The organism is Pseudomonas fluorescens group sp. PF-69 (assembly GCF_054481235.1).
Window position 1 is genome coordinate 3529846 of sequence record NZ_JBTMNC010000001.1, and the last position, 22372, is coordinate 3552217.

At 60.2% G+C, this 22372-nt stretch carries 17 protein-coding genes and 1 pseudogene; 10 read left to right on the forward strand and 8 right to left on the reverse strand.

Annotation, left to right across the window (positions count from 1 at the left end):
* The first annotated feature begins 46 nt into the window (after positions 1-46).
* Positions 47-1237, forward strand: a complete 1191-nt coding sequence (gene prpF, locus ACX3YF_RS16490) for a 2-methylaconitate cis-trans isomerase PrpF (protein WP_458973925.1) — start codon at positions 47-49, stop codon at positions 1235-1237.
* 142 nt (positions 1238-1379) lie between these two features.
* Positions 1380-2864 carry a 2-methylcitrate dehydratase gene (prpD, locus tag ACX3YF_RS16495; protein WP_130203637.1) on the forward strand — a complete coding sequence of 495 codons (1485 nt, stop codon included), beginning with the start codon at positions 1380-1382 and terminating at the stop codon, positions 2862-2864.
* A 135-nt stretch (positions 2865-2999) separates the two neighbouring features.
* Here the strand turns inward: prpD and ppsR are convergent, their stop codons facing one another.
* Entirely contained in the window at positions 3000-3818 is an 819-nt protein-coding gene (gene ppsR / locus ACX3YF_RS16500; RefSeq protein WP_130203636.1) for a posphoenolpyruvate synthetase regulatory kinase/phosphorylase PpsR, read from the reverse strand.
* A 175-nt stretch (positions 3819-3993) separates the two neighbouring features.
* Between ppsR and ppsA the strand changes: the two genes are divergently transcribed.
* From ppsA to ACX3YF_RS16540, 8 genes are all read left to right on the forward strand, one after another.
* The gene (gene ppsA, locus ACX3YF_RS16505) at positions 3994-6369 is read left to right on the forward strand and encodes a phosphoenolpyruvate synthase (protein ID WP_047531510.1); all 2376 of its coding nucleotides are present in this window, start codon (positions 3994-3996) and stop codon (positions 6367-6369) included.
* Between the two features lie 193 nt (positions 6370-6562).
* Positions 6563-7552, forward strand: coding sequence for an alpha/beta fold hydrolase (locus ACX3YF_RS16510; RefSeq protein ID WP_130203635.1), 990 nt, complete (start codon positions 6563-6565; stop codon positions 7550-7552).
* A gap of 137 nt (positions 7553-7689) precedes the next feature.
* Positions 7690-8181 (forward strand): ribonuclease E activity regulator RraA, encoded by a 492-nt coding sequence (rraA, locus tag ACX3YF_RS16515; RefSeq protein WP_130203634.1) that lies wholly within the window; start codon positions 7690-7692, stop codon positions 8179-8181.
* A gap of 35 nt (positions 8182-8216) precedes the next feature.
* Entirely contained in the window at positions 8217-9212 is a 996-nt protein-coding gene (locus ACX3YF_RS16520; protein WP_130203633.1) for a zinc transporter ZntB, read from the forward strand.
* A 63-nt stretch (positions 9213-9275) separates the two neighbouring features.
* Positions 9276-9524, forward strand: a complete 249-nt coding sequence (locus ACX3YF_RS16525) for a CrfX protein (RefSeq protein ID WP_130203632.1) — start codon at positions 9276-9278, stop codon at positions 9522-9524.
* Between the two features lie 2 nt (positions 9525-9526).
* Positions 9527-10351: a mechanosensitive ion channel family protein gene (locus tag ACX3YF_RS16530; RefSeq protein WP_008048604.1), complete on the forward strand. Its 825-nt coding sequence runs from the start codon at positions 9527-9529 to the stop codon at positions 10349-10351.
* A gap of 90 nt (positions 10352-10441) precedes the next feature.
* Complete coding sequence (gene sigX, locus ACX3YF_RS16535; RefSeq protein ID WP_017337463.1) at positions 10442-11032, forward strand: RNA polymerase sigma factor SigX; 591 nt, start codon at positions 10442-10444, stop codon at positions 11030-11032.
* A 107-nt stretch (positions 11033-11139) separates the two neighbouring features.
* Complete coding sequence (locus ACX3YF_RS16540) at positions 11140-12189, forward strand: OmpA family protein (RefSeq protein ID WP_130203631.1); 1050 nt, start codon at positions 11140-11142, stop codon at positions 12187-12189.
* Positions 12190-12274: 85 nt separating this feature from the next.
* Here the strand turns inward: ACX3YF_RS16540 and cobA are convergent, their stop codons facing one another.
* The 7 genes and pseudogenes from cobA to ACX3YF_RS16575 all read right to left on the reverse strand — a co-directional run bounded on the left by cobA (position 12275) and on the right by ACX3YF_RS16575 (position 22317).
* Complete coding sequence (cobA, locus tag ACX3YF_RS16545; RefSeq protein WP_130203630.1) at positions 12275-13039, reverse strand: uroporphyrinogen-III C-methyltransferase; 765 nt, start codon at positions 13037-13039, stop codon at positions 12275-12277.
* Positions 13040-13049: 10 nt separating this feature from the next.
* Positions 13050-15767 carry a nitrate reductase gene (locus ACX3YF_RS16550; RefSeq protein WP_458973926.1) on the reverse strand — a complete coding sequence of 906 codons (2718 nt, stop codon included), beginning with the start codon at positions 15765-15767 and terminating at the stop codon, positions 13050-13052.
* Positions 15768-15787: 20 nt separating this feature from the next.
* Positions 15788-17023, reverse strand: a pseudogene (locus tag ACX3YF_RS16555) (NAD(P)/FAD-dependent oxidoreductase); the annotation flags it as partial.
* 291 nt (positions 17024-17314) lie between these two features.
* Complete coding sequence (locus tag ACX3YF_RS16560; protein WP_458973927.1) at positions 17315-18982, reverse strand: protein kinase domain-containing protein; 1668 nt, start codon at positions 18980-18982, stop codon at positions 17315-17317.
* 7 nt (positions 18983-18989) lie between these two features.
* The gene (locus ACX3YF_RS16565; RefSeq protein ID WP_103402625.1) at positions 18990-20201 is read right to left on the reverse strand and encodes a nitrate/nitrite transporter; all 1212 of its coding nucleotides are present in this window, start codon (positions 20199-20201) and stop codon (positions 18990-18992) included.
* A gap of 313 nt (positions 20202-20514) precedes the next feature.
* Positions 20515-21090: an ANTAR domain-containing response regulator gene (locus ACX3YF_RS16570; RefSeq protein WP_047531484.1), complete on the reverse strand. Its 576-nt coding sequence runs from the start codon at positions 21088-21090 to the stop codon at positions 20515-20517.
* Between the two features lie 15 nt (positions 21091-21105).
* Entirely contained in the window at positions 21106-22317 is a 1212-nt protein-coding gene (locus ACX3YF_RS16575; protein ID WP_288095906.1) for a CmpA/NrtA family ABC transporter substrate-binding protein, read from the reverse strand.
* Between the last annotated feature and the right edge of the window lie 55 nt (positions 22318-22372).

Here is a 22372-nt window from a genome sequence, read left to right on the forward strand (position 1 = left end):
GACCTTGAGTCCCGTGTCTTTTTCCAGATCAGGAGTAACGAGCACCATGGCTCATGCACCGCAAATCAAGATTCCCGCCACCTACATGCGCGGCGGCACCAGCAAAGGCGTGTTCTTCAGCCTGCGAGACTTGCCTGAAGCGGCCCAGGTTCCAGGCCCGGCCCGCGACGCCTTGCTGCTGCGCGTAATCGGCAGCCCCGACCCGTACGAAAAACAAATCGACGGCATGGGCGGCGCGACGTCGAGCACCAGCAAAACCGTGATCCTGTCGAAAAGCATCAAGGCCGATCACGACGTCGATTACCTGTTCGGTCAGGTCTCCATCGACAAGCCTTTCGTGGACTGGAGCGGCAACTGCGGCAACTTGTCCGCGGCGGTCGGTTCGTTCGCCATCAGCAACGGTCTGGTGGACGCCAGCCGCATTCCGCACAACGGCGTGGCCGTGGTGCGCGTATGGCAGGCCAACATCGGCAAGACCATCATCGCCCATGTGCCGATCACCAACGGCGAAGTGCAGGAAACCGGCGATTTCGAACTCGACGGCGTGACCTTCCCGGCCGCTGAAGTGCAGGTCGAATTCATGGACCCGGCGGCGGAAGAAGAGGGCGGTGGCGGGTCGATGTTCCCGACCGGCAACCTGATCGATGATCTGGACGTGCCCGGCGTCGGCGCCCTCAAGGCGACCATGATCAACGCCGGCATCCCGACGATTTTCGTCAATGCCGAGGACATCGGCTACAAGGGAACCGAGTTGCAGGGGGCGATCAACGGCGACCCGAAAGCGCTGCAGATGTTCGAAACCATCCGCGCTTATGGCGCGCTGCGCATGGGCCTGATTGCCAACATCGACGAAGCGGCCAAGCGCCAGCACACGCCGAAAGTGGCGTTCGTGGCCAAACCGGCCGAGTATGTCTCGTCCAGCGGCAAATTGGTTGCAGCGGGTGATGTCGACCTGCTGGTGCGTGCGTTGTCGATGGGCAAGTTGCACCACGCGATGATGGGCACGGCGGCTGTCGCCATCGGCACTGCGGCGGCGATTTCCGGCACCCTGGTCAACCTTGCGGCCGGCGGAGTCGAGCGCAACGCGGTGCGCTTCGGTCACCCGTCCGGCACCTTGCGCGTCGGCGCTGAAGCCAGTCAGGTGAATGGTGAGTGGACTGTGAACAAGGCCATCATGAGCCGCAGTGCGCGGGTGTTGATGGAAGGTTACGTTCGCGTGCCGGGTGATTCGTTCTGATTGACGCATAACCCAGTAGGAGCGAGCCTGCTCGCGATGCACCTGAGAGCACCGCTGGGTGTCAGGCACCCAGCGTTATCGTCGATGACCATCGTCGGAACGCCGCCCGGAGCAAGCTCGCTCCTGCAAGAGGGAATCGAACATGAGCGCCAACGTTGACCTCAACAATCGCCCGGACTACGACCAGGTGCTGCAGGACATCGCCGATTACGTACTGACCTGCACAATCGAGTCCGAGGAAGCCCTCGACACCGCTCGCAACTGCCTGATGGACACCCTTGGCTGCGGATTGCTCGCCCTGCGTTTTCCCGAATGCACCAAGCACCTGGGGCCCATCGTCGAAGGCACCGTCGTGCCGTTCGGCGCTCGCGTGCCCGGCACCAACTACCGCCTCGATCCGGTCAAGGCCGCCTGGGACATTGGCTGCATCGTGCGCTGGCTCGACTACAACGACACCTGGCTCGCGGCCGAGTGGGGCCACCCGTCGGATAATCTCGGCGGCATTCTCGCGGTGGCCGATCACTTGTCGCAAAAGCGTCTGGCCAATGGTGAGGCGCCGTTGACGGTTCGCACGGTGCTGGAAGCGATGGTCATGGCCCATGAGATTCAAGGCGTGATCGCGCTGGAAAATTCGTTCAATCGTGTAGGCCTTGATCACGTCATTCTGGTGAAAGTCGCCTCGACGGCGGTCACCGCCAAGCTGATGGGGGCCAATCGCGAGCAGTTGCTCTCGGCGCTGTCTCACGCCTTCGCCGACGGCCAGGCGCTGCGTTCCTATCGCCATGCACCGAATGCCGGCTCGAGAAAATCCTGGGCGGCGGGGGATGCGTCCAGTCGTGGTGTTCGTCTGGCGGACATCGCCATGCGTGGCGAGATGGGCATTCCCGGTGTGTTGAGTGCCAAACAATGGGGTTTTTATGACGTGTTGTTTAGCCACACCAACAACGATCTGGCGCTAAAACCCGAAGGCAAACGGGCGTTCAGTTTTTCCCGGCCGTACGGCAGTTATGTGATGGAAAACGTGCTGTTCAAGATCAGTTTTCCCGCCGAGTTTCACGCACAAACGGCCTGTGAAGCCGCAGTGACCCTGCATCCGCAAGTGCGCAACCGCTTGCACGACATCGACAGGATCGTTATCACCACCCACGAATCGGCGATACGCATCATTTCCAAGGTCGGCCCTTTGGCCAATGCCGCCGACCGCGATCACTGCCTCCAGTACATGACCGCCGTGCCACTGGCATTCGGCAATCTGGTGGCCGAACACTACGAAGATGATTTCCACAAGGCACATCCGATCATCGATGTGTTGCGCGAGAAAATGGTCATCGTCGAAAACCCGGTCTACACCCGTGAGTACCTGGAGGCCGACAAGCGTTCCATCGCCAATGCCGTTCAGGTGTTTTTCAAGGACGGTACCAGCACCGAGAACGTGGTGGTGGAGTACCCGATCGGGCATCGGCGGCGCCGTGCCGAGGGTATTCCGCTGTTGGAAGACAAATTCAAGGCGAACCTGCTGACACGATTCACCGGGCAACGCAGTGGGGAGATTTTTGAGTTGTGCAAGGATCAGGCGAGGCTTGAGGCAACGCCTGTGAATCGGTTTGTGGATTTGTTTGTTATCTAGGAGACCGCGTTATCGTTCATCGCGGGCAAGCCACGCTCCCACAGGGTTTTGTTGTGAATGCAAAATCTGCAGACACCAGATATCTCTGTGGGAGCGGGCTTGCCCGCGAAGGCGTCAGATCAGACGCCGCATGATTTATTTGAAGCGCCGCTCGACGCCTTTTTCCACGAGGATCTTCGCCGAGATCTCTTCAACGGAAAAATGCGTGGAGTTGATGTGCGGGATGTTCTCGCGGCGGAACAGGTTTTCCACTTCGCGCACTTCGAACTCGCACTGGGCGTAGCTCGAATAGCGGCTGTTGGGCTTGCGCTCGTTGCGGATCGCGGTGAGGCGATCCGGGTCGATGGTCAGGCCAAACAGTTTGTGCTGGTGGGGGCGCAGGGCGCTTGGCAGTTGCAGGCGCTCCATGTCGTCTTCGGTCAGCGGGTAGTTGGCGGCGCGGATACCGAACTGCATGGCCATGTACAGGCAGGTGGGGGTCTTGCCGCAACGCGACACGCCCACCAGGATCAGGTCGGCTTTGTCGTAGTAGTGCGTGCGGGCGCCGTCGTCGTTGTCGAGGGCGAAGTTCACCGCCTCGATCCGCTCCATGTAATTGGTGTTGGCACCGATGGAGTGGGATTTGCCGACGGTGTAGGAGGAATGCTCGGTCAGTTCCTGTTCGAGTGGCGCCAGGAAGGTCGAGAAAATGTCGATCATGAAACCATTGGAAGTCGCGAGGATCTCACGAATGTCCTGATTGACGATGGTGTCGAAGATAATCGGACGGAAGCCGTCGGTTTCGGCGGCTCTGTTGATTTGTTGTACCATGGCCCGCGCTTTATCCGCGTTGTCGATGTACGGCCGGGTGAATTTGCTGAAGGTAATGTTCTCGAACTGCGCCAAGAGGCTTTGACCCAGGGTTTCGGCGGTAATGCCGGTGCCATCGGAGATAAAGAAAGCAGATCGTTTCATTTGCACCTTGGGCCTTAAGCTAGTAACGAATCTTGGATATGATAGGCGCGATTTGTCGGCCGCCAATGGCCCGCATTCTCACTTATTTTCCAGGTCCAGGCCATACAGCTGGCAAACGCTCTTCCGAGCAAGCCGGCTTCTGAGCTTTTCCAACACAGTTAGTGGAGAGATCACCTTGGTAGAGTACGTAGTTTCCCTCGATAAGCTCGGCGTCCATGATGTGGAGCATGTGGGGGGCAAGAACGCATCCCTGGGCGAGATGATCAGCAACCTTGCAGGTGCCGGTGTATCGGTGCCTGGTGGCTTCGCCACGACCGCTCAGGCATATCGTGATTTCCTGGAACTGAGCGGCCTGAACCAGCAGATTCACGACGCCCTTGATGCCCTGGACGTCGACGACGTGAACGCCCTGGCCAAGACCGGCGCCCAGATCCGTCAATGGATCATGGAAGCCGAGTTCCCTGAAAAACTGAACACCGAAATCCGCACGGCGTTCGCCACGCTGTCCGCCGGCAACCCTGACATGGCCGTGGCCGTGCGTTCTTCCGCTACCGCCGAAGACCTGCCGGACGCTTCTTTCGCTGGCCAGCAGGAAACGTTCCTGAACATCCGTGGTGTCGAAAACGTCATTCGTGCTGCCAAAGAGGTGTTCGCCTCGTTGTTCAACGACCGCGCGATTTCCTACCGTGTCCACCAGGGCTTCGACCACAAGCTGGTTGCCCTGTCGGCCGGCGTGCAGCGCATGGTCCGTTCCGAAACCGGCACGGCCGGCGTGATGTTCACCCTCGATACCGAATCGGGTTTCCGTGACGTGGTGTTCATCACCGGCGCCTACGGCCTGGGTGAAACCGTCGTACAAGGCGCGGTGAACCCGGATGAGTTCTACGTGCATAAAGGCACGCTGGCCGCCGGTCGTCCGGCGATCCTGCGCCGCAATCTGGGCAGCAAGGCCATCAAGATGATCTACGGCGACGAGGCCAAGGCCGGTCGTTCGGTCAAGACCGTCGATGTCGACAAGGCCGATCGCGCGCGTTTCTGCCTGACCGACGCCGAAGTCAGCGAACTGGCGAAGCAGGCGATGATCATCGAGAAGCACTACAAGTGCCCGATGGACATCGAATGGGCCAAGGACGGTGACGACGGCAAGCTGTACATCGTGCAGGCCCGTCCGGAAACCGTGAAGAGCCGCACCCAGGCCAACGTCATGGAACGTTACCTGTTGAAAGAAACCGGCACCGTGCTGGTGGAAGGCCGTGCCATCGGCCAGCGCATCGGCGCCGGCAAGGTCCGCATCATCAAGGACGTGTCCGAGATGGACAAGGTCCAGCCAGGCGACGTACTGGTCTCCGACATGACCGACCCGGACTGGGAACCGGTCATGAAGCGTGCCAGTGCCATCGTCACCAACCGTGGCGGCCGTACCTGCCACGCGGCGATCATCGCCCGTGAACTGGGGATCCCGGCCGTGGTCGGTTGCGGTAACGCCACCCAGCTGTTGAAAGACGGCCAGGGCGTGACCGTTTCCTGCGCAGAAGGCGACACCGGTTTCATCTTCGAAGGCGAACTGGGCTTCGACATCAAGAAAAACTCCGTGGATGCCATGCCGGAGCTGCCGTTCAAGATCATGATGAACGTCGGCAACCCGGACCGTGCCTTCGACTTCGCACAGCTGCCGAACGCCGGTGTGGGGCTGGCCCGTCTGGAGTTCATCATCAACCGTATGATCGGCGTGCACCCGAAGGCGCTGCTGAACTACGACGGTCTGCCGTCGGACATCAAGGAAAGCGTCAACAAGCGTATCGCCGGTTACGACGATCCGGTCGGTTTCTATGTCGAGAAGCTGGTTGAAGGCATCAGCACCCTGGCGGCAGCGTTCTGGCCGAAAAAGGTTATCGTGCGTCTGTCGGACTTCAAGTCCAACGAATACGCCAACCTGATCGGCGGCAAGCTCTACGAGCCGGAAGAAGAAAACCCGATGCTGGGTTTCCGTGGCGCCTCGCGTTACATCAGCGAATCGTTCCGTGACTGCTTCGAACTCGAATGCCGTGCCCTCAAGCGCGTGCGCAACGAGATGGGCCTGACCAACGTCGAAATCATGGTGCCGTTCGTCCGCACCCTGGGCGAAGCGAGCCAGGTCGTGGACCTGCTGGCGGAAAACGGCCTGGCCCGTGGCGACAACGGTCTGCGCGTCATCATGATGTGCGAACTGCCGTCCAACGCCATCCTGGCTGAAGAGTTCCTTGAGTTCTTCGACGGCTTCTCCATCGGTTCCAACGACCTGACCCAGCTGACCCTGGGCCTGGACCGTGACTCCGGGATCATCGCGCACCTGTTCGACGAGCGTAACCCTGCGGTCAAGAAGCTGCTGGCCAACGCCATTGCCGCGTGCAACAAGGCCGGCAAGTACATCGGTATTTGCGGTCAGGGCCCTTCGGACCACCCGGACCTGGCCAAATGGCTGATGGAACAAGGCATCGAAAGCGTGTCGTTGAACCCCGATTCCGTACTGGAAACCTGGTTCTTCCTGGCTGAGGGTCAAGCGCAGGCTTGATCCGGTGTGAACGGGCCGCTCTCTTGTAGGAGCGAGCTTGCTCGCGATGGTCGTGAACGATCATGCGCGTTTACTGAATAAACGCGTTGTTCTGGAGTCCATCGCGAGCAGGCTCGCTCCCAGATGGGCGGTGCCTTTAAGATTCAAGTAGGGCGGGCTCCTCCGGATGCCGCCCTTTTTTGTGCAAGAACTTATGCAAAGCAGCAGCAACCTATTTCCTGTCGCCCTGATCAGCGCCGAGCGGCGCGGCGATCTGAGCGAAGATGTTTATCGTTTAAAACCCGGCAACAGCCCCGACGGTACCGTCGAAATTGCGGTGACTCGCCTCGGCATGGCCGATGAGCCAGCGGTGCGTGGCGTGCCGGTGATCCTGTTGCACGGCAGTTTTTCCAATCGACGTTTCTGGTTTTCCCCGAAAGGGCTGGGGCTCGGTGCCTATCTGACGCGCCTGGGCTTCGACGTATGGATTCCGGAAATGCGCGGTCACGGCCTCTCACAGCGCAACCAGAACTACCGCAAGAACCGTGTCGCCGACTACGCTCGTTACGATCTGCCGGCCATTGGCGCGTTCGTGCGAGAGCAAAGCGGCCAGGTCCCACACTGGATCGGCCACTCGCTGGGCGGCATTACCCTGGCAGCCGCATTGGGCGGTCAATACATCGGTGAGCCCGTGGTGGCGTCCGCGGCGTTCTTTGGCGCGCAGGTCAGTCGCACGTACTGGCCGTTGAAAATCCCGCCGGTGGAGTGGAGCGGTCGTTTCATTCTCAAGCGTTTTGCCCAGCTGTCGGGTTCACGGCTCAAACGCGGCCCGGAGGACGAGCCGATTGGCCTGGCCCTGGAAAGCATGCGTTGGCACGGCCTGTTCGGGCGCTTTGGCGATGCCGACAAGGACTGGTGGGCGGGTTTGGCCGAGGTCAGATTGCCGGTGCTGGCGGTGAGTGCCGCCGGTGACCATCAGGATCCGGCCTGGGCTTGTCGCAAGCTGTTCGATCAGTTGGGGTCCGAGCACAAGCAATTTATCAACCTGGGTCGCGAGCAGGGCTTTGCCGATAATTTCGGTCACGTGGACATGTTGGTCAGCAAAGCCGCACAGGCTGAAGTCTGGCCACTGGTGGCCCGCTGGCTGGCGGATCAGCAAACCCCTCTACTGGGTGAATCAGCGAATTTGGTCACGGCGATTTGAGCCCGACGCTCTATCAAGGGCATTTCGCTCCGATCGGCTAGCGGCTAAGATATGACGCATTGAGCTGTTCTGGTCATTTTCGATGACTGAGTCATCACTGATGTTCGTGCTTTCTTCCTCTTCACAGGAGTTTCTCGATGAACCATTACCTAACGCCTGACCTGTGCGACGCCTATCCGGAGCTGGTGCAGGTGCTGGAACCGATGTTCAGCAATTTTGGCGGCCGTGATTCCTTTGGCGGCGAAATCGTGACCATCAAATGCTTCGAAGACAACTCGCTGGTCAAGGAGCAAGCCGAGCTCAAGGGAAATGGCAAGGTACTGGTGGTCGATGGTGGCGGCTCCCTGCGCCGCGCGCTGCTGGGCGACATGATCGCCGAGAAAGCTGCGAAAAACGGCTGGGAAGGGCTGGTGATCTACGGTTGCATTCGTGACGTTGACGTCATCGCGCAAACCGATCTGGGTGTTCAGGCCCTGGCCAGCCACCCGATGAAGACCGACAAGCGCGGTATCGGTGATCTGAACGTGGCCGTAACCTTTGCGGGCGTGACCTTCCATCCGGGCCATTACATCTATGCGGACAATAACGGCGTGATCGTCTCGCCAAGCCCGCTTGCAATGCCCGAGTAAGTTTTGGTCGATTTTTTTTGAAGAATGGAATGCGGATGTTCGAGGAAGAAAACGCGCAATGGGGGTTGGTACATGCCCTGGTGCTGGACGGTAAAGGCGGCGCGCGTTCGATAGCCCGGACTGAACTCGATGAATTGCAGCTGCAGGCCCATGAAAGCCTGTGGCTGCACTGGGATCGCAGTCATCCGCAAACCCAGACCTGGCTGCGCAAATCCAGTGGCCTGAGCGAATTCAGCTGTGACCTGTTGCTGGAAGAAAACACCCGACCGCGTCTTTTACAGCTTTCGGACAGCGAACTGCTGCTATTTTTGCGCGGGGTCAATCTGAATCCGGGGGCCGAGCCTGAAGACATGGTCTCGGTGCGAATCTTCGGTTCAGCCCAGCGTGTCATCTCCCTGCGTTTGCGCCCGTTGCGCGCCACGGAGGAACTGCTGGAGCAACTGGTGGAGGGCAAGGGGCCGAAAACAGCCTCCGAACTCATCCTGTGCATGGCGCAGTACCTGACCAACAAGTTGCAGGATCTGGTCAGCGACCTCTCGGAAGTGGTCGATGAGGAAGAAGAAAAGCTGGATACCGACGAACGGTATACACCGGAACACGGCGCTGTTTTGCAGATCCGTCGCCGGGCAGCGGCGTTGAAGCGGTTTCTCGCGCCGCAGCGGGATATTTTTGGTCAGCTGACGCGGATCAAACTGCCCTGGTTCGTCGACGACGATGGCGATTACTGGAACGAATTGAACAACAGTCTGACCCGCTATCTTGAAGAGCTGGAGCTGACCCGGGAGCGGGTAGGGCTGGTCCTTGAGACCGAAGATCGACGATTGAGCGTGCGCATGAACCGCACGATGTACCGCTTCGGAATCATCACCGGGATTTTTTTGCCGATGAGTTTTTTGACCGGTCTGTTGGGGATCAACGTCGGTGGAATTCCATTCTCTGCCAGCCCTTATGGCTTCCTGATTGCCTGCCTGATGATGGTCTCGGTGGCATTGGGGCAGTGGTGGTTATTCCGACGTTTGCGCTGGGTTTGAAAGTGGCCCATGTGACCCAGGCAAATTTGATCGCGTCTTTCACAGACATCACGAGAGGTGCGTATGCACGATCCGTTTGAACAGTCTTTGCGTGACATGCTCAAGGCATCACCGTCCACCCGGGACGACGATGCGTGCCTTGGTCGTGTACTGAAAACCGCCAACCGCCAGGTCGGTGCCGGTGATTTGTTCAGTCTGCTGGGCCGCTGGTTGCCCGCCCTGATGATCGCCGTGAACAATGGATCGGCCCATGTCGCGCCGGTGTCCCGTCTTCGTAAACCTGCTGCCCACACTGCTGATAAGGCTGATTGAATATGGAACTTGATCTCTGGACTCAGAGCCTCGTCACTGCCATGACCGCGTTGTGGACCAAGGTTGCCAACTTCATTCCGAACCTGTTCGGCGCACTGGTTGTGCTGCTGTTGGGTTTTGTCGTGGCCAAATTGCTGGACACGCTGCTCTCCAAATTGCTGGCCAAACTGGGCCTCGATCGCCTGATGGGCGGCACCGGTCTGACCAAGTTACTGTCTCGCGCAGGCCTTCAAGTACCGATTTCGACGCTGATCGGCAAGATCGTCTATTGGTTCGTTTTGCTGATTTTTCTGGTTTCTGCCGCAGAATCCCTTGGACTTGAGCGAGTTTCGGCTACGCTGGACATGCTCGCGTTGTATTTGCCGAAGGTCTTTGGCGCAGCGCTGGTGTTGCTGGTGGGCGTCTTGCTGGCGCAACTGGCCAACGGGTTGGTGCGCGGCGCGGCGGAAGGCGTGGGCTTGGACTACGCTTCTGGCCTTGGGCGAATTGCCCAGGGACTGGTCATCATCATCAGTATTTCGGTCGCGATCAGCCAGTTGGAGGTCAAGACTGACCTGCTCAACCATGTGATTGTGATTGTATTGATTACCGTTGGTCTGGCGGTTGCGCTGGCCATGGGGTTGGGAAGCCGGGAAATTGCCGGCCAGATTCTTGCGGGAATCTATGTGCGTGAGTTGTACCAGGTTGGGCAACAAGTACGTGTTGGCGAGGTCGAAGGCCAGATCGAAGAGATCGGCACGGTTAAAACCACATTGCTGACCGATGAGGGTGAGCTAGTCTCTCTTTCCAATCGGATCCTTCTCGAGCAGCATGTGAGTAGCCGCTAACCCGGCAAACCCTGCTAATGTATGCCGCCGCAAAATGCCCGCTGATGCTGGCTGCGGCGGACATTGACCTGACTGTCGGCCCGACTTGTTTTGAATAAAGCCCAATCACTATCCACGCGCTACGACCCCCGCGAGCTCTCTGATGAGGAGTTGGTCGCGCGCTCGCACACCGAGCTGTTTCACGTAACGCGCGCCTATGAAGAACTGATGCGGCGTTACCAACGAACATTATTTAACGTCTGTGCACGATATCTCGGGAACGATCGCGACGCAGACGATGTCTGTCAGGAAGTGATGTTGAAGGTGTTGTATGGCTTGAAGAATTTCGAGGGCAAATCGAAGTTCAAGACATGGCTATACAGCATCACTTACAACGAATGCATCACTCAGTATCGGAAAGAACGGCGAAAGCGTCGCTTGATGGACGCCTTGAGTCTCGACCCCCTCGAAGAAGCGTCTGAAGAAAAGGCGCCGAAACCGGAGGAGAAGGGTGGACTCGATCGCTGGCTGGTGTATGTGAACCCGATTGACCGCGAAATTCTGGTGCTACGATTTGTCGCAGAGCTGGAGTTTCAGGAGATCGCAGACATCATGCACATGGGTTTGAGTGCAACAAAAATGCGGTACAAACGCGCTCTAGATAAATTGCGTGAGAAATTTGCAGGCATTGCTGAAACTTAGTTCGGCGCAAATATCTCTTACGTGTAGGCAAGTTCTGATAGACTTGCCGCCGAGTTGTCCCCCGGTTTGCGGGACTGCTTCACAATCACCAGATGGGGATTTAACGGATGAAACTGAAAAACACCTTGGGCTTGGCCATTGGTACTCTTATTGCCGCCACTTCGTTCGGCGCTCTGGCACAAGGCCAAGGCGCAGTTGAAGGCGAGCTCAACTACGGGAAAAAGTACAACGACAGCGTTAAGAACGTTGAAGATGGCTACACTCCTGGCGCTTCCATCGGTTACTTCTTGACCGACGACGTGTCGTTGAACGCGACCTACAACAACGATGACCACACCCGTTCGAACAACGGCACTGGCCATCAGAAAATCGAAGGCGACCAGTTCGGTCTGAACGCTCAGTACCACTTCAACAACGCTGGCGACGCTCTGCGTCCTTACGTTCAAGGTGGTGTTAAGCACGGCAGCATGACCAACGTAGCCGCTGACGGCCACACCGGTCGTGACCAGTCGACTTTCCTGACCGCTGGCGGTGGTGTTAAGTACTACTTCCTCGAGAACGTTTACGCTCGTGCTGGCGTAGAAGCTGACTACAAGCTGGACAACGGCAAGTGGGACTACATCCCGTCCGTAGGTCTGGGTGTGAACTTCGGTGGCGGCTCCAAGCCTGCCGCTGCTCCAGTTCCAGCACCAGCTGAAGTCTGCTCCGACAGCGACAACGATGGCGTATGCGACAACGTTGACAAGTGCCCGGACACCCCAGCCAACGTAACCGTTGACGCTGATGGCTGCCCAGCAGTTGCTGAAGTTGTTCGTGTTGAGCTGGACGTGAAATTCGACTTCGACAAGTCGGTAGTCAAGCCTAACAGCTACGGCGACATCAAAAACCTGGCTGACTTCATGAAGCAGTACCCATCCACCACCACTACTGTTGAAGGTCACACTGACAACGTCGGTCCTGACGCTTACAACCAGAAACTGTCCGAGCGTCGTGCAAACGCCGTCAAGCAAGTTCTGACCAACCAGTACGGTGTTGAATCGTCCCGCGTTCAGTCTGTTGGCTACGGCGAATCCCGCCCAGTTGCTGACAACAAAACTGACGCTGGCCGTGCAGTTAACCGTCGCGTAGAAGCGCAGGTTGAAGCTCAAGCTAAGTAATTAGCCCGCAGCTCTGAGAAAAGCCCGGCTTAGGCCGGGCTTTTCTTTGTCTGCGATTTGATGAAACAACGTGCAATCAGGCAGATCAGGCGGTTTGATCGGCCACCATCGCGGGCAAGCCGCGCTCCCACTGAGAAGAGGTTGCACAGGCCGCCACTGTGCCGATGACCAGAATGGCCGGGCTCTTGAGCTGGAAGGCGCCGGCATCGTCCTCCATCGCCGACAGGTCACTCCGACATTCCCGTTGGTGGGGCAGGGACGCGTTTTCAATCATCGCCACTGGCGTATCCGTCGCCATTCCACCGGCAAGCAACTGTTCGCGGATTTCGCTGAGCTTGGCCACCCCCATGTAGATCACCAGGGTTGTTCCGCTTTGGGCCAGCGCCTGCCAGTTCAGACGACTACCGTCCTGGGTATGGGCAGTGACCAGCGTCACGCCGCGCGCAACGCCGCGCAGGGTCAACGGAATAGCGCATTGTGTCGCGCCCGCGAGTCCGGCCGTGATGCCATTGACCAATTCGACCTCGACCCCACGTTCACGCAACCACGCCGCCTCTTCGCCGCCGCGCCCGAAAATGCAGGGATCGCCGCCCTTGAGCCGCACCACGCATTTGCCTTGGCGCGCGTAACGCAGCATCAGTCGATGAATGAACGCCTGCGGGGTAGAGCGACATCCGCCGCGTTTGCCCACGGGGATGATGCGCGCGCCGACGCAATGCTCCAGCACTGCGTCATTCACCAGGTCATCGATCAGCACGACATCGGCCTCTCTCAATGCCCGAACGGCCTTGAGGGTCAGCAATTCCGGGTCGCCAGGTCCCGCGCCTACCAGCCAGACTTTTGCGTTCATAGTGTTTTCCTCACGAGGTGACCGCGACCGGTCGCGCCGTGGCGACCAGCAAACGCTTGATTTCCGGGACGCACGAGCCGCATTGCGTACCGCAGCCCAATTCTTGTTTCAGACCCTGCAAGTCCAATCCCCGGGCGATACCGGCGCAAACCGCGCTTTGGCTGACGTTCTTGCAATTGCACAGGGTTTTGTCTCCGGCCGCCGATGCACCGGTCTGACCTGGTGGCGTGCTGAGCGGCGCCAGTAACCAGCGCCGAAGTTGTTCATCGGCACGACCTTCCCGCCAAAGATTCAGCAGCCAGTGTTGGGCGAGGGTTTCCCCAGCCAGGCGAATGGCGGTAATTCGGCCGTTGTCGATACGTACCCGCTTGCCGATGGAACGCCGCGGGTCGTCGTAGGCCAACACCGGGCCTTCATGCAGTCCCAGGTATTGGTCGATATCCCGGAGCCATTGCGGGTCCGGTGCTGTGGCGCTGGCAGCGCGTATAAGCAACGCTGGGCGTTCACGGCCTGTCAGGCTGAGGCTTGCGTAGGAAAACGCCTCACAGAGGGGGCGTAGCGTCTCAAAATGCTGTTGTACATCGCCCTCAATCAGTGCGAACAGTCTCCAGGGCAACTGAACCGGTTCCAGGCGCACGCCACTGTGCTTGAGTTCGGGTTGCTTCGACAGCGGATCAAAGGCGGGAAGGGTGAGGCTGTTCACGCCGCCCTTGAGAAAGCGATCGCCCCAATGCATGGGCAAGAACGCCTGGCCGGGTCGCACGTTGTCGTCGCTGCTGACCGGCACAATCACTTCGCCGCGCCGGCTTTTCAGGCTGACCAGGTCGCCTGGTTTCAGGTCATGTTGGTGCAGCTCTTGCGGATGCAGGCTCAAGACCGCTTCGCCCACGTGGCCGAACAGTTGCGCAGCGGTGCCGGTGCGACTCATGCCATGCCATTGATCACGCAAGCGACCCGTGATCAGGGTCAGCGGGAAGTGTGCATCGCGTTGCTCCTTGGCGGCGCGGAAAGGATCGGCGATGAATTGTGCGCGACCGTTGGCGGTCGGGAAGACGCCGTCGCCGTACAGGCGAGCGGTGCCTTCGCTGGCATTCGCGGGGAAGGGCCATTGTTGCGGGCCGATCCGGTCGATCAGGCCATGGCTGATGCCGGACAAATCCAGATCTCGACCGTGGGTCAGTTGCTTGTATTCATCGAAGAGCTGCGCCGGCGTTTCAAAGGCAAACAGGCTGGGTTGTCCGGGGCGTAGATATTTTTCCAGGCGCCGTGCGAAATCTACGGTGATCGCCCAATCGGGCCGCGCTTCACCGGGTGCGACGATGGCCTGGCGGACGTGGGAAATGCGCCGTTCGGAGTTGGTCACCAGGCCGTCTTTTTCGCCCCAACTGGCGGCGGGTAACAACAGGTCGGCGAATGCGGCTGTTTCGGTGGTGCGAAACGCTTCCTGCAACACCACGAACGGACAGGTTTGCAATGCAGCACGCAAGGCGTTCTGGTCCGGCATCGATTGCGCCGGGTTGGTGCAGGCGATCCACAGCGCCTTGATCTTGCCGCTGCGCACCTGCTCGAACAGTTCGATGGCGCTCAGCCCGGTACTGGTCGGGAGCTGTTCGACGCCCCAGTAGGCGGCCACTTCAGCGCGGTGTTCGGCATTGGCGGCTTCACGATGCCCGGGCAGCAGGTTCGACAGACTACCGGTTTCCCGACCGCCCATGGCATTGGGCTGACCGGTCAGGGAGAAAGGTCCTGCGCCGGGGCGGCCAATTTGCCCGGTGGCCAGATGCAGATTGATCAATGCGCTGTTTTTGGCGCTGCCAGCGGTCGACTGATTCAACCCCATGCACCACAGGGACAGAAAGCTTGGGGCGGTGCCTACCCATTCGGCGCACTGCCGCAGCTGTTCGACGCTGATCCCGCACAGCTGCGCAACCATGGACGGCGTGTAATCGTGCACCAGATGCTTGAGTTCCGTCAGACCTTGGGTGTGCGCCTCGATGAAGTCGTGGTCGACCCGGTTTTCCCACAGCAGCAAGTGCAAAATCCCATGGAACAAAGCGACATCGGTTCCCGGCAGAATCGCCAGATGCAGGTCAGCCAAATCACAGGTATCGGTGCGGCGCGGGTCGATGACGATGACTTTCATCTGCGGGCGGCGGGATTTGGCCTCCTCCAGGCGACGAAACAGCACCGGATGGGCGTAGGCCATATTGCTGCCGACGATCATCACGCAATTGCTCGATTCCAGGTCTTCGTAGCTGCAGGGCGGTGCGTCGGCGCCGAGGCTGCGTTTGTAGCCCACCACCGCTGAAGACATGCACAGCCGTGAGTTGCTATCGATGTTGTTGGTGCCCACCAACGCTCGCGCCAATTTGTTGAAGGCGTAGTAGTCCTCGGTCAGCAATTGCCCGGAAATGTAGAACGCGACACTGTCCGGGCCATGTTCGGTGATGGTGCGGGCAAACACGCTGGCGGCGTGATCGAGGGCGGTGTCCCAATCGGTGCGGCTGCGGGCCAGACTTTTGCCCAGGCGCAATGCGGGATACAGCGCTCGCGCGCTCAGGTCGCCGGTCAAATGCAGGGTCGAACCCTTGCTGCACAGTTTGCCGAAGTTGGCCGGATGGGCTGGATCGCCGCTGACGCCGAGGATGCGCTCGCCGTCGTGCTCGATCAGCACGCCGCAGCCGACCCCGCAGTAACAACAGGTGGACGCAGTGATCTGGCGGTTCATCAGGCGACTTCCCGCGTTGGTCCGGCGTTATCCAAGGCGTGTTCCAGGGTAAAGGAATGGCCGAACATCAGTTGATCGCGGATTTCGCCGATGACCTGGTGCTCGAGGATTTGCCGAAAGTACCAGCCGCCGTCGGCCGTATCGCCGTACAGGCAGGCCCCGACCAGTACGTCGTCCTTGATCACCAGTTTTTTGTAGACGCCACTGATGGGGTCGGTGAGGGTGATGGTTTCGGTGCCTTCGCCGCCCATGTAGTCACCGGCGGAAAACAGGTTGATGCCGGTGACTTTCAGTTTGGTCGAGGTCACCGAGCCCTTGTAGGTGGCGAATCCCAGTTGTGCGAGGTGATTGGCGCAGACCTTGGCCTGGTCGAACAGCGGTGCTACCAGGCCATAGGCGATGCCGCGATGGCTGGCGCATTCGCCAATGGCGTAGATCCTTGGGTCGTAGGTTTGCAGGGTATCGTTGACCAGAATCCCGCGGCCGCAAGGGAGGCCGGATTGTTCTGCGAGTTCGATGTTGGGGCGGATGCCGGCGGCCATGACCACCAGATCGGCGGGGATGATGTCGCCGTTCTTGAACTCGACCGAGCCGACCCGGCCATTGCCGGCATCGTGCAACGCCTGGGTTTGCTCGCAGAGACGAAAGTGCAGGCCGCGGGCCTCCAGGGCATTTTGCAGCAACTGGCCGCTGGTCTTGTCCAGTTGCCGATCCAGCAACCATTTGCCGAGGTGCACGACGGTGACGTGCATGCCGCGCAGCATCAGCCCGTTGGCAGCCTCCAGCCCCAGCAGCCCGCCACCGATGACCACGGCGTGTTTATGGGTTTTGGCGGTGTCGATCATGACCTGGGTGTCGGCAATGTCGCGGTAGCCGATTACGCCCTGCAGCGTGTTGCCGGGAATCGGCAGGATGAACGGGCTGGAGCCGGTGGCGATCAACAGGCGATCGTATTCGGCCACGGTGCCGTCTTCGGCAATGACCCGGCGCCTGACCCGGTCGATTTCCACGACCCTGCGGTTGAGCAGCAACTTGATGTCGTTTTCCAGGTACCAGTCCAGGTCGTTGAGTACGATCTCTTCGAAGCTCTGTTCGCCAGCCAGCACCGGCGACAGCAGGATGCGGTTGTAGTTGGTATGGGGTTCGGCGCCGAAGACCGTGATGTCGTACAGCTCGTTGCTCAGTTTCAGCAGTTCTTCGAGGGTACGAACGCCGGCCATGCCATTGCCGATCATCACCAGTTTGAGCTTTTTCATCAGGTCCTCCGGGGAACAACGACCCGCCTCATCAGGCTTTCAAGGTCGTGCTCGACAATTTCGCGCAAACAAAAAAAAGGCGTCCCGCCAGTTGCCTGACGGGGACGCCTTTGTCCGGTCCCGTTCTCTCGGGAAGCGCAGTCTTCGTCGTTGAAGCCTGCACGTTATGTGTGATGGGAAGGCTAATGCAGTGGTTGTGCCAAGTCGGTCAAGTCCGTGGTTCGCGGTGTCTGCGCGCGCCCGCCATGGGCAAACGGCGTTTTGTTGCACCGATTCAACGCGCGGCGCCCACTAATGGAGCGCCAACACCAGCAACACCAGATTCGCCACCAGCGACATCAGCGCCAGGGTCCGCCACACCTTCAACGGCTCGCGCTCCAGTAACGGTTTGGGGCGCACGCTCAAACTGCGTCGCTCCCCCTGTTCCATCAGCAATAACCACTCTTGCGCCGTTTCAAAGCGTTGAGCCGGATCCGCCGCTACCGCGCGTTCCAGGGTTTGCATCAGCCATTCCGGGAGGTCGGGGCGATAGCGGCTGGCATTCACCGGAACGCCGAACCGTGGGCGTTGGAACGCTTCGATTTCGCCGTAGGGAAAATGCCCGGTGAGCAGGACATACAGGGTCACGCCGACCGAGTACAAATCCTGTTGCGTGCTCGGCGGGTCGCCGCGAAACGCTTCCGGCGCAATGTAGCTGGGGGTTCCGGGCAGGGCAGAGGGCTCGTCGAGGGACAAGCCAGGGCAATAGGCGAGCCCGAAATCGAGCAGCCGTAACTCGCCGTCGTCCCCCAGCAGCAGGTTCTCCGGTTTGATATCGCGGTGCAGTATCTGCCGCCGATGCAGCATGCCCACCGCTCGCAACAGGCGTTCGGCCAGGTCTTGCCATTGGGCCAGCGGCAGCGGCCCGATTTGCTCATGCAACTGGGCCAGGGTCGATCCTGAATATTCGCGCATCACGTAGTACAAATGCTGACGCTGACTGGCGGCATGCACTTCGGGGAAATGACGCCCGGCTACACGCTTGAGAAACCATTCTTCCGACAACAACGCTTGCCCGGCCGAATGATCGTCGCGCAAGTGGGCGGGCAGGGTTTTCAGCAGCCAGGGCTGTCGCTGACTGTCACGCACGCGATAAAGCAGGGATTGCTGGCTCTGGCCGACGATCCCTTCGACCTGCCAGCCCTCGAAATCCTGGCCCGGTTTCAGTGCGGGCGGCAGCGGCCATTGCTGCAGTTGAATCAACGCATCGCCGATGCTGGTTTCACCCAGGGCATCGACCCGTACCAGCAAGGCGCTGGCATTGTCCTGGCTGCCGGCCAGGTGCGCGGCATTGACCAGGGTTTGCGCCGCGCTGTGCAGGTCCGGTTGGTCCCGCAGAATCGCGGCAATGGCCGTGTCGCCCAGGACTGCCCAGACCCCGTCGCTGAGCAACACAAAGCTTTCATCGCGGCGCAATTCGCCGTCGAGGAAGTCCAGCACCAGGTGCTGATCGAGCCCCATCGCTCGTTTGAGCACATGCTGCATGCCCGGCTGGTCCCAGACGTGATCCTCGCTGATGCGCTGCAACTGATCGGCATGCCAGCGATACACTCGACAATCGCCCACGTGGGCCAGGGTGAAGCGCCGACCGCGCATGACCAATGCGCTGACCGTGGTCAGCAGCGGTTGTCCACCGCCGTTGGCCTGCAGCCAGCGGTTCTGCGCCAGCAGCAGGCGATCCAGCGCCTGGGCGACGCCCCAGGTTTCCGGGGTGGCGTAATAATCCAGTGCCAGTGCCTGCAAGGTGGAACGAGCGGCCAGCCCACCGTCGGCGCACTGGCTGACACCGTCGGCGATGGCGAACAGGTAACCCTTGCTCGCCGCCAGCGCCGGGGCCGGTGTGACCAGCCGCAACGCGTCCTGATTTTCTTCGCGCGGGCCGATGGCGCTGGCTTCGGCGAAACTCAGTTGCAGGCTCATCGCCGGCTCAGACCCGTGCAGCGGTCACGGCAGCCGAACCCCAGGTGGTTCTCCAGCGACGTTTCACCCCGTGCAGGCCGAACCAGGCGAGGACGCCGAGGCTGGCGAACAACCACAGTGCCATTTGGTAGCTGCCGGTGCTTTGCTTGATCGCGCCCATGCCGGCCGCCAGGGCAAAACCGCCGATGCCGCCGGCCATGCCGATCAGGCCGGTCATCACGCCGATTTCCCGACGAAAGCGCTGTGGCACCAACTGGAACACGGCGCCATTGCCCGCACCAAGGCCGAGCATGGTGCAAACGAAGAGTGCCAGCGCAGCGTAGGAACTCGGAAGGTTGAATCCGACGGCAGCAATGCAGATCGCGGCCACGGTGTACATCGCCAGCAGGGTGCGGATGCCGCCGAAACGGTCAGCCAGGGCACCGCCCAAGGGGCGCATCAGGCTGCCGCCGAACACGCAGGCGGCGGTGTAGTAGCCGGCCGTCACCGGGCTCAGGCCGTATTGATCGTTGAAATAGCCGGGCAGGGCGCTGGCCAGGCCAATGAAGCCGCCGAAGGTCACGCTGTAGAAAAACATGAACCACCAGCTGTCGCGGTCGCCCAGGGCCTTGAAGTAGTCGGCCATCGACTTGGCTTTCGGCCGCTCAGGCGCGTTTTTGGCCAGCCAGGCGAAAACGATCAACGACAGGATCAGTGGAATGAGGGCAAAGCCGAACACGTTGCTCCAGCCATATGCAGCCGCCAGAACCGGTGCAATCAACGCGGCGAACACCGTGCCCGAGTTACCGGCGCCAGCGATCCCCATGGCCTTGCCTTGATGTTGCGGCGGATACCATTGCGACGCCAGCGGCAGGGCCACGGCGAACGACGCACCGGCCATACCGAGGAACAGCCCCAGAACCAGGGCCTGCTCGTAGCTGTGGATGCCCAGTTTCCAGGCACCGAACAGGGCGCAGATGACGATCACCTGGCCAATCAGGCCAGCGGTTTTCGGCGACAGGCGATCAGCCAGCATGCCCATGATGAAGCGCAGTACCGCACCGGCCAGAATAGGCGTGGCCACCACCAGCCCTCGCTGTTGTGTGGTCAGGTGCAGGTCGGCGGCGATTTGCACGGCCAGTGGGCCAAGCAGGTACCAGACCATGAAGCTCAGATCGAAATAGAGGAAGGCTGCGAACAGGGTCGGGGTATGGCCGGATTTCCAGAAGCTTGAATTCATCGCGCACCTCAGCTGATAGGAGTCTCGAACGGGAGTCATGCAGGTGGGGCGCCTTGAGGGCTGCACCACCAGCCCCGGGCAATGGGGCCAAAACAAAAAAACGCCGCCACCTGATTCGCCTTGGGGCAAATGAGGTGAGCGACGTCTTTGTCGTAGGTGGGGCAACCGCCGTTGGTTACCTGTGGAAATTACTTAGCGAGATCTGTGCCAATACCGTGAAACCGAGTGAAGGCCATCGCGAGCGGGCTCGCTCCCACAAAAGAGCTGCACAACGTTACAACTGTGGGGAGCTTGCTCGCGATGCAGCAGGGCTTCAGCCGAGCAGTTCACTCATGGCGATGATCTGCTCCGCCACCTGAATCAGTTTCTGTTGGCGGCTCATGGCCTGGCGGCGCATCAAGGTGTAGGCCTCTTCTTCGTTGCAGTCCTTCATTTTCATCAGCAGCCCTTTGGCCAGCTCGATGCGCTTGCGCTCGGCGAGCTGCTGGTCGCGGGCGTGCAGTTGCGCGCGCAGGGCCTGGTCGCTTTCGAAGCGCGCCATGGCCACGTCGAGAATCGGCTGCAAGCGCTGAGCGTGAATGCCTTCGACGATGTAGGCACTGACCCCGGACTTGATCGCCTGGCGCATCACGTCCGGGTCGTGTTCGTCGGTGAACATCACGATCGGTCGCGGTTGGTCGCGACTGACCAGCACCACTTGCTCCATCACATCGCGGCCCGGTGACTCGGTATCGATCAGAATCACATCCGGACGCACCGTTTCGACGCGCCCGGGCAGGTCGATGGTCAATCCTGATTCGTCGATCACCTCGAAGCCGGCCTCGGTCAGTGCCGCCTTCAGGCGCCCGACTTTTTTTGCGGTGTCGTTGATCAGCAGAATACGCAGCATGTTCGCAATCTCCTGTCAGCGGCTGGCCAAGCGGTGCGAGCTGTCGCTCATGGCGTGCAGTTTAAAACTGCGGGCATAACCGGCAGGGTCCGAGCCGTCCCAGACCTTGCCGTCGATCAACTGGCTGCTGCGCATCTCTTTGCCCGGTGCGGCGACGCCGACGGCGCTGGCGGCCTCACGATACAAGTCTAGTTGTTGCACCTGACGGGCCACCGCAAGGTAGTCCGGATCGTCGCGCAAGAGTCCCCAGCGACGGAACTGGGTCATGAACCACATGCCATCGGACAGGTACGGCAGATTGACCTCACCCTCACCGTGGAAGCGCAGGGCGTGCGGATCCTGCCAGCGATTGCCGAGACCGTCGTCGTAGTCGCCCAGCAGACGCGGTTCGATGCATTCCAGCGGCGCATCGAGGTATTGCGCGGCACTGAGCAATTGCGCGGTGCTGCGACGATTTTCAGTGCTTTCTTCGATAAAACGACTCGCCTGCAGAATCGCCATCACCAATGCGCGGGCGGTGTTCGGGTATTGCTCGACGAACGCGCGGGTGCAGCCCAGGACTTTTTCCGGGTGATCGGGCCAGATGGCCTGGGTGGTCGCCATCGTGAATCCGAGGTTCTGTTGCACCGCACTGGCCGACCAGGGCTCGCCCACGCAGAAACCGTCGATGCGCCCCGCTTGCAGGTGCGCGACCATTTGCGGCGGCGGCACCACTACGCTCTCGACGTCCTGCAACGGGTGAATGCCCTGACTGGCGAGCCAGTAATACAGCCACATGGCGTGGGTGCCGGTGGGGAAGGTCTGGGCGAAGGTGAGTTTTGGGCGACTTTGGTGCACGTGCCGGTTCAGTGCTTCAGGACTGGTCACGCCCAGCGCTTGCAAGCCGTGGGAGAGGTTGATGCTCTGGCCGTTCTGGTTCAGCCCCATCAGCACGGCCATGTCCGTTGGCGCTACACCGCCGATGCCCAGGTGCACGGCGTAGATCAGGCCATAGAGGCTGTGGGCGGCGTCGAGTTCACCACTGACCAGTTTGTCCCGCAGGTTGGCCCAGGATGACTGGCGCTTGAGGTTCAAGGTCAGGCCGTAAGGCTGGGCGAAGCCCTGGGTGGCGGCGACCACGACCGAGGCGCAGTCGCTCAGGGCCATGAAGCCGAGGTTGATTTCGGACTTTTCCGGGGCATCGCTGCCATTGACCCAGGCCAGCGGGCCGGCTGATGGTTCGTTCATTGCGTCTTCACCTTGCAAAAAAAAAGCGCCGTCCCGCGTCCTTGCACGCGCAAGG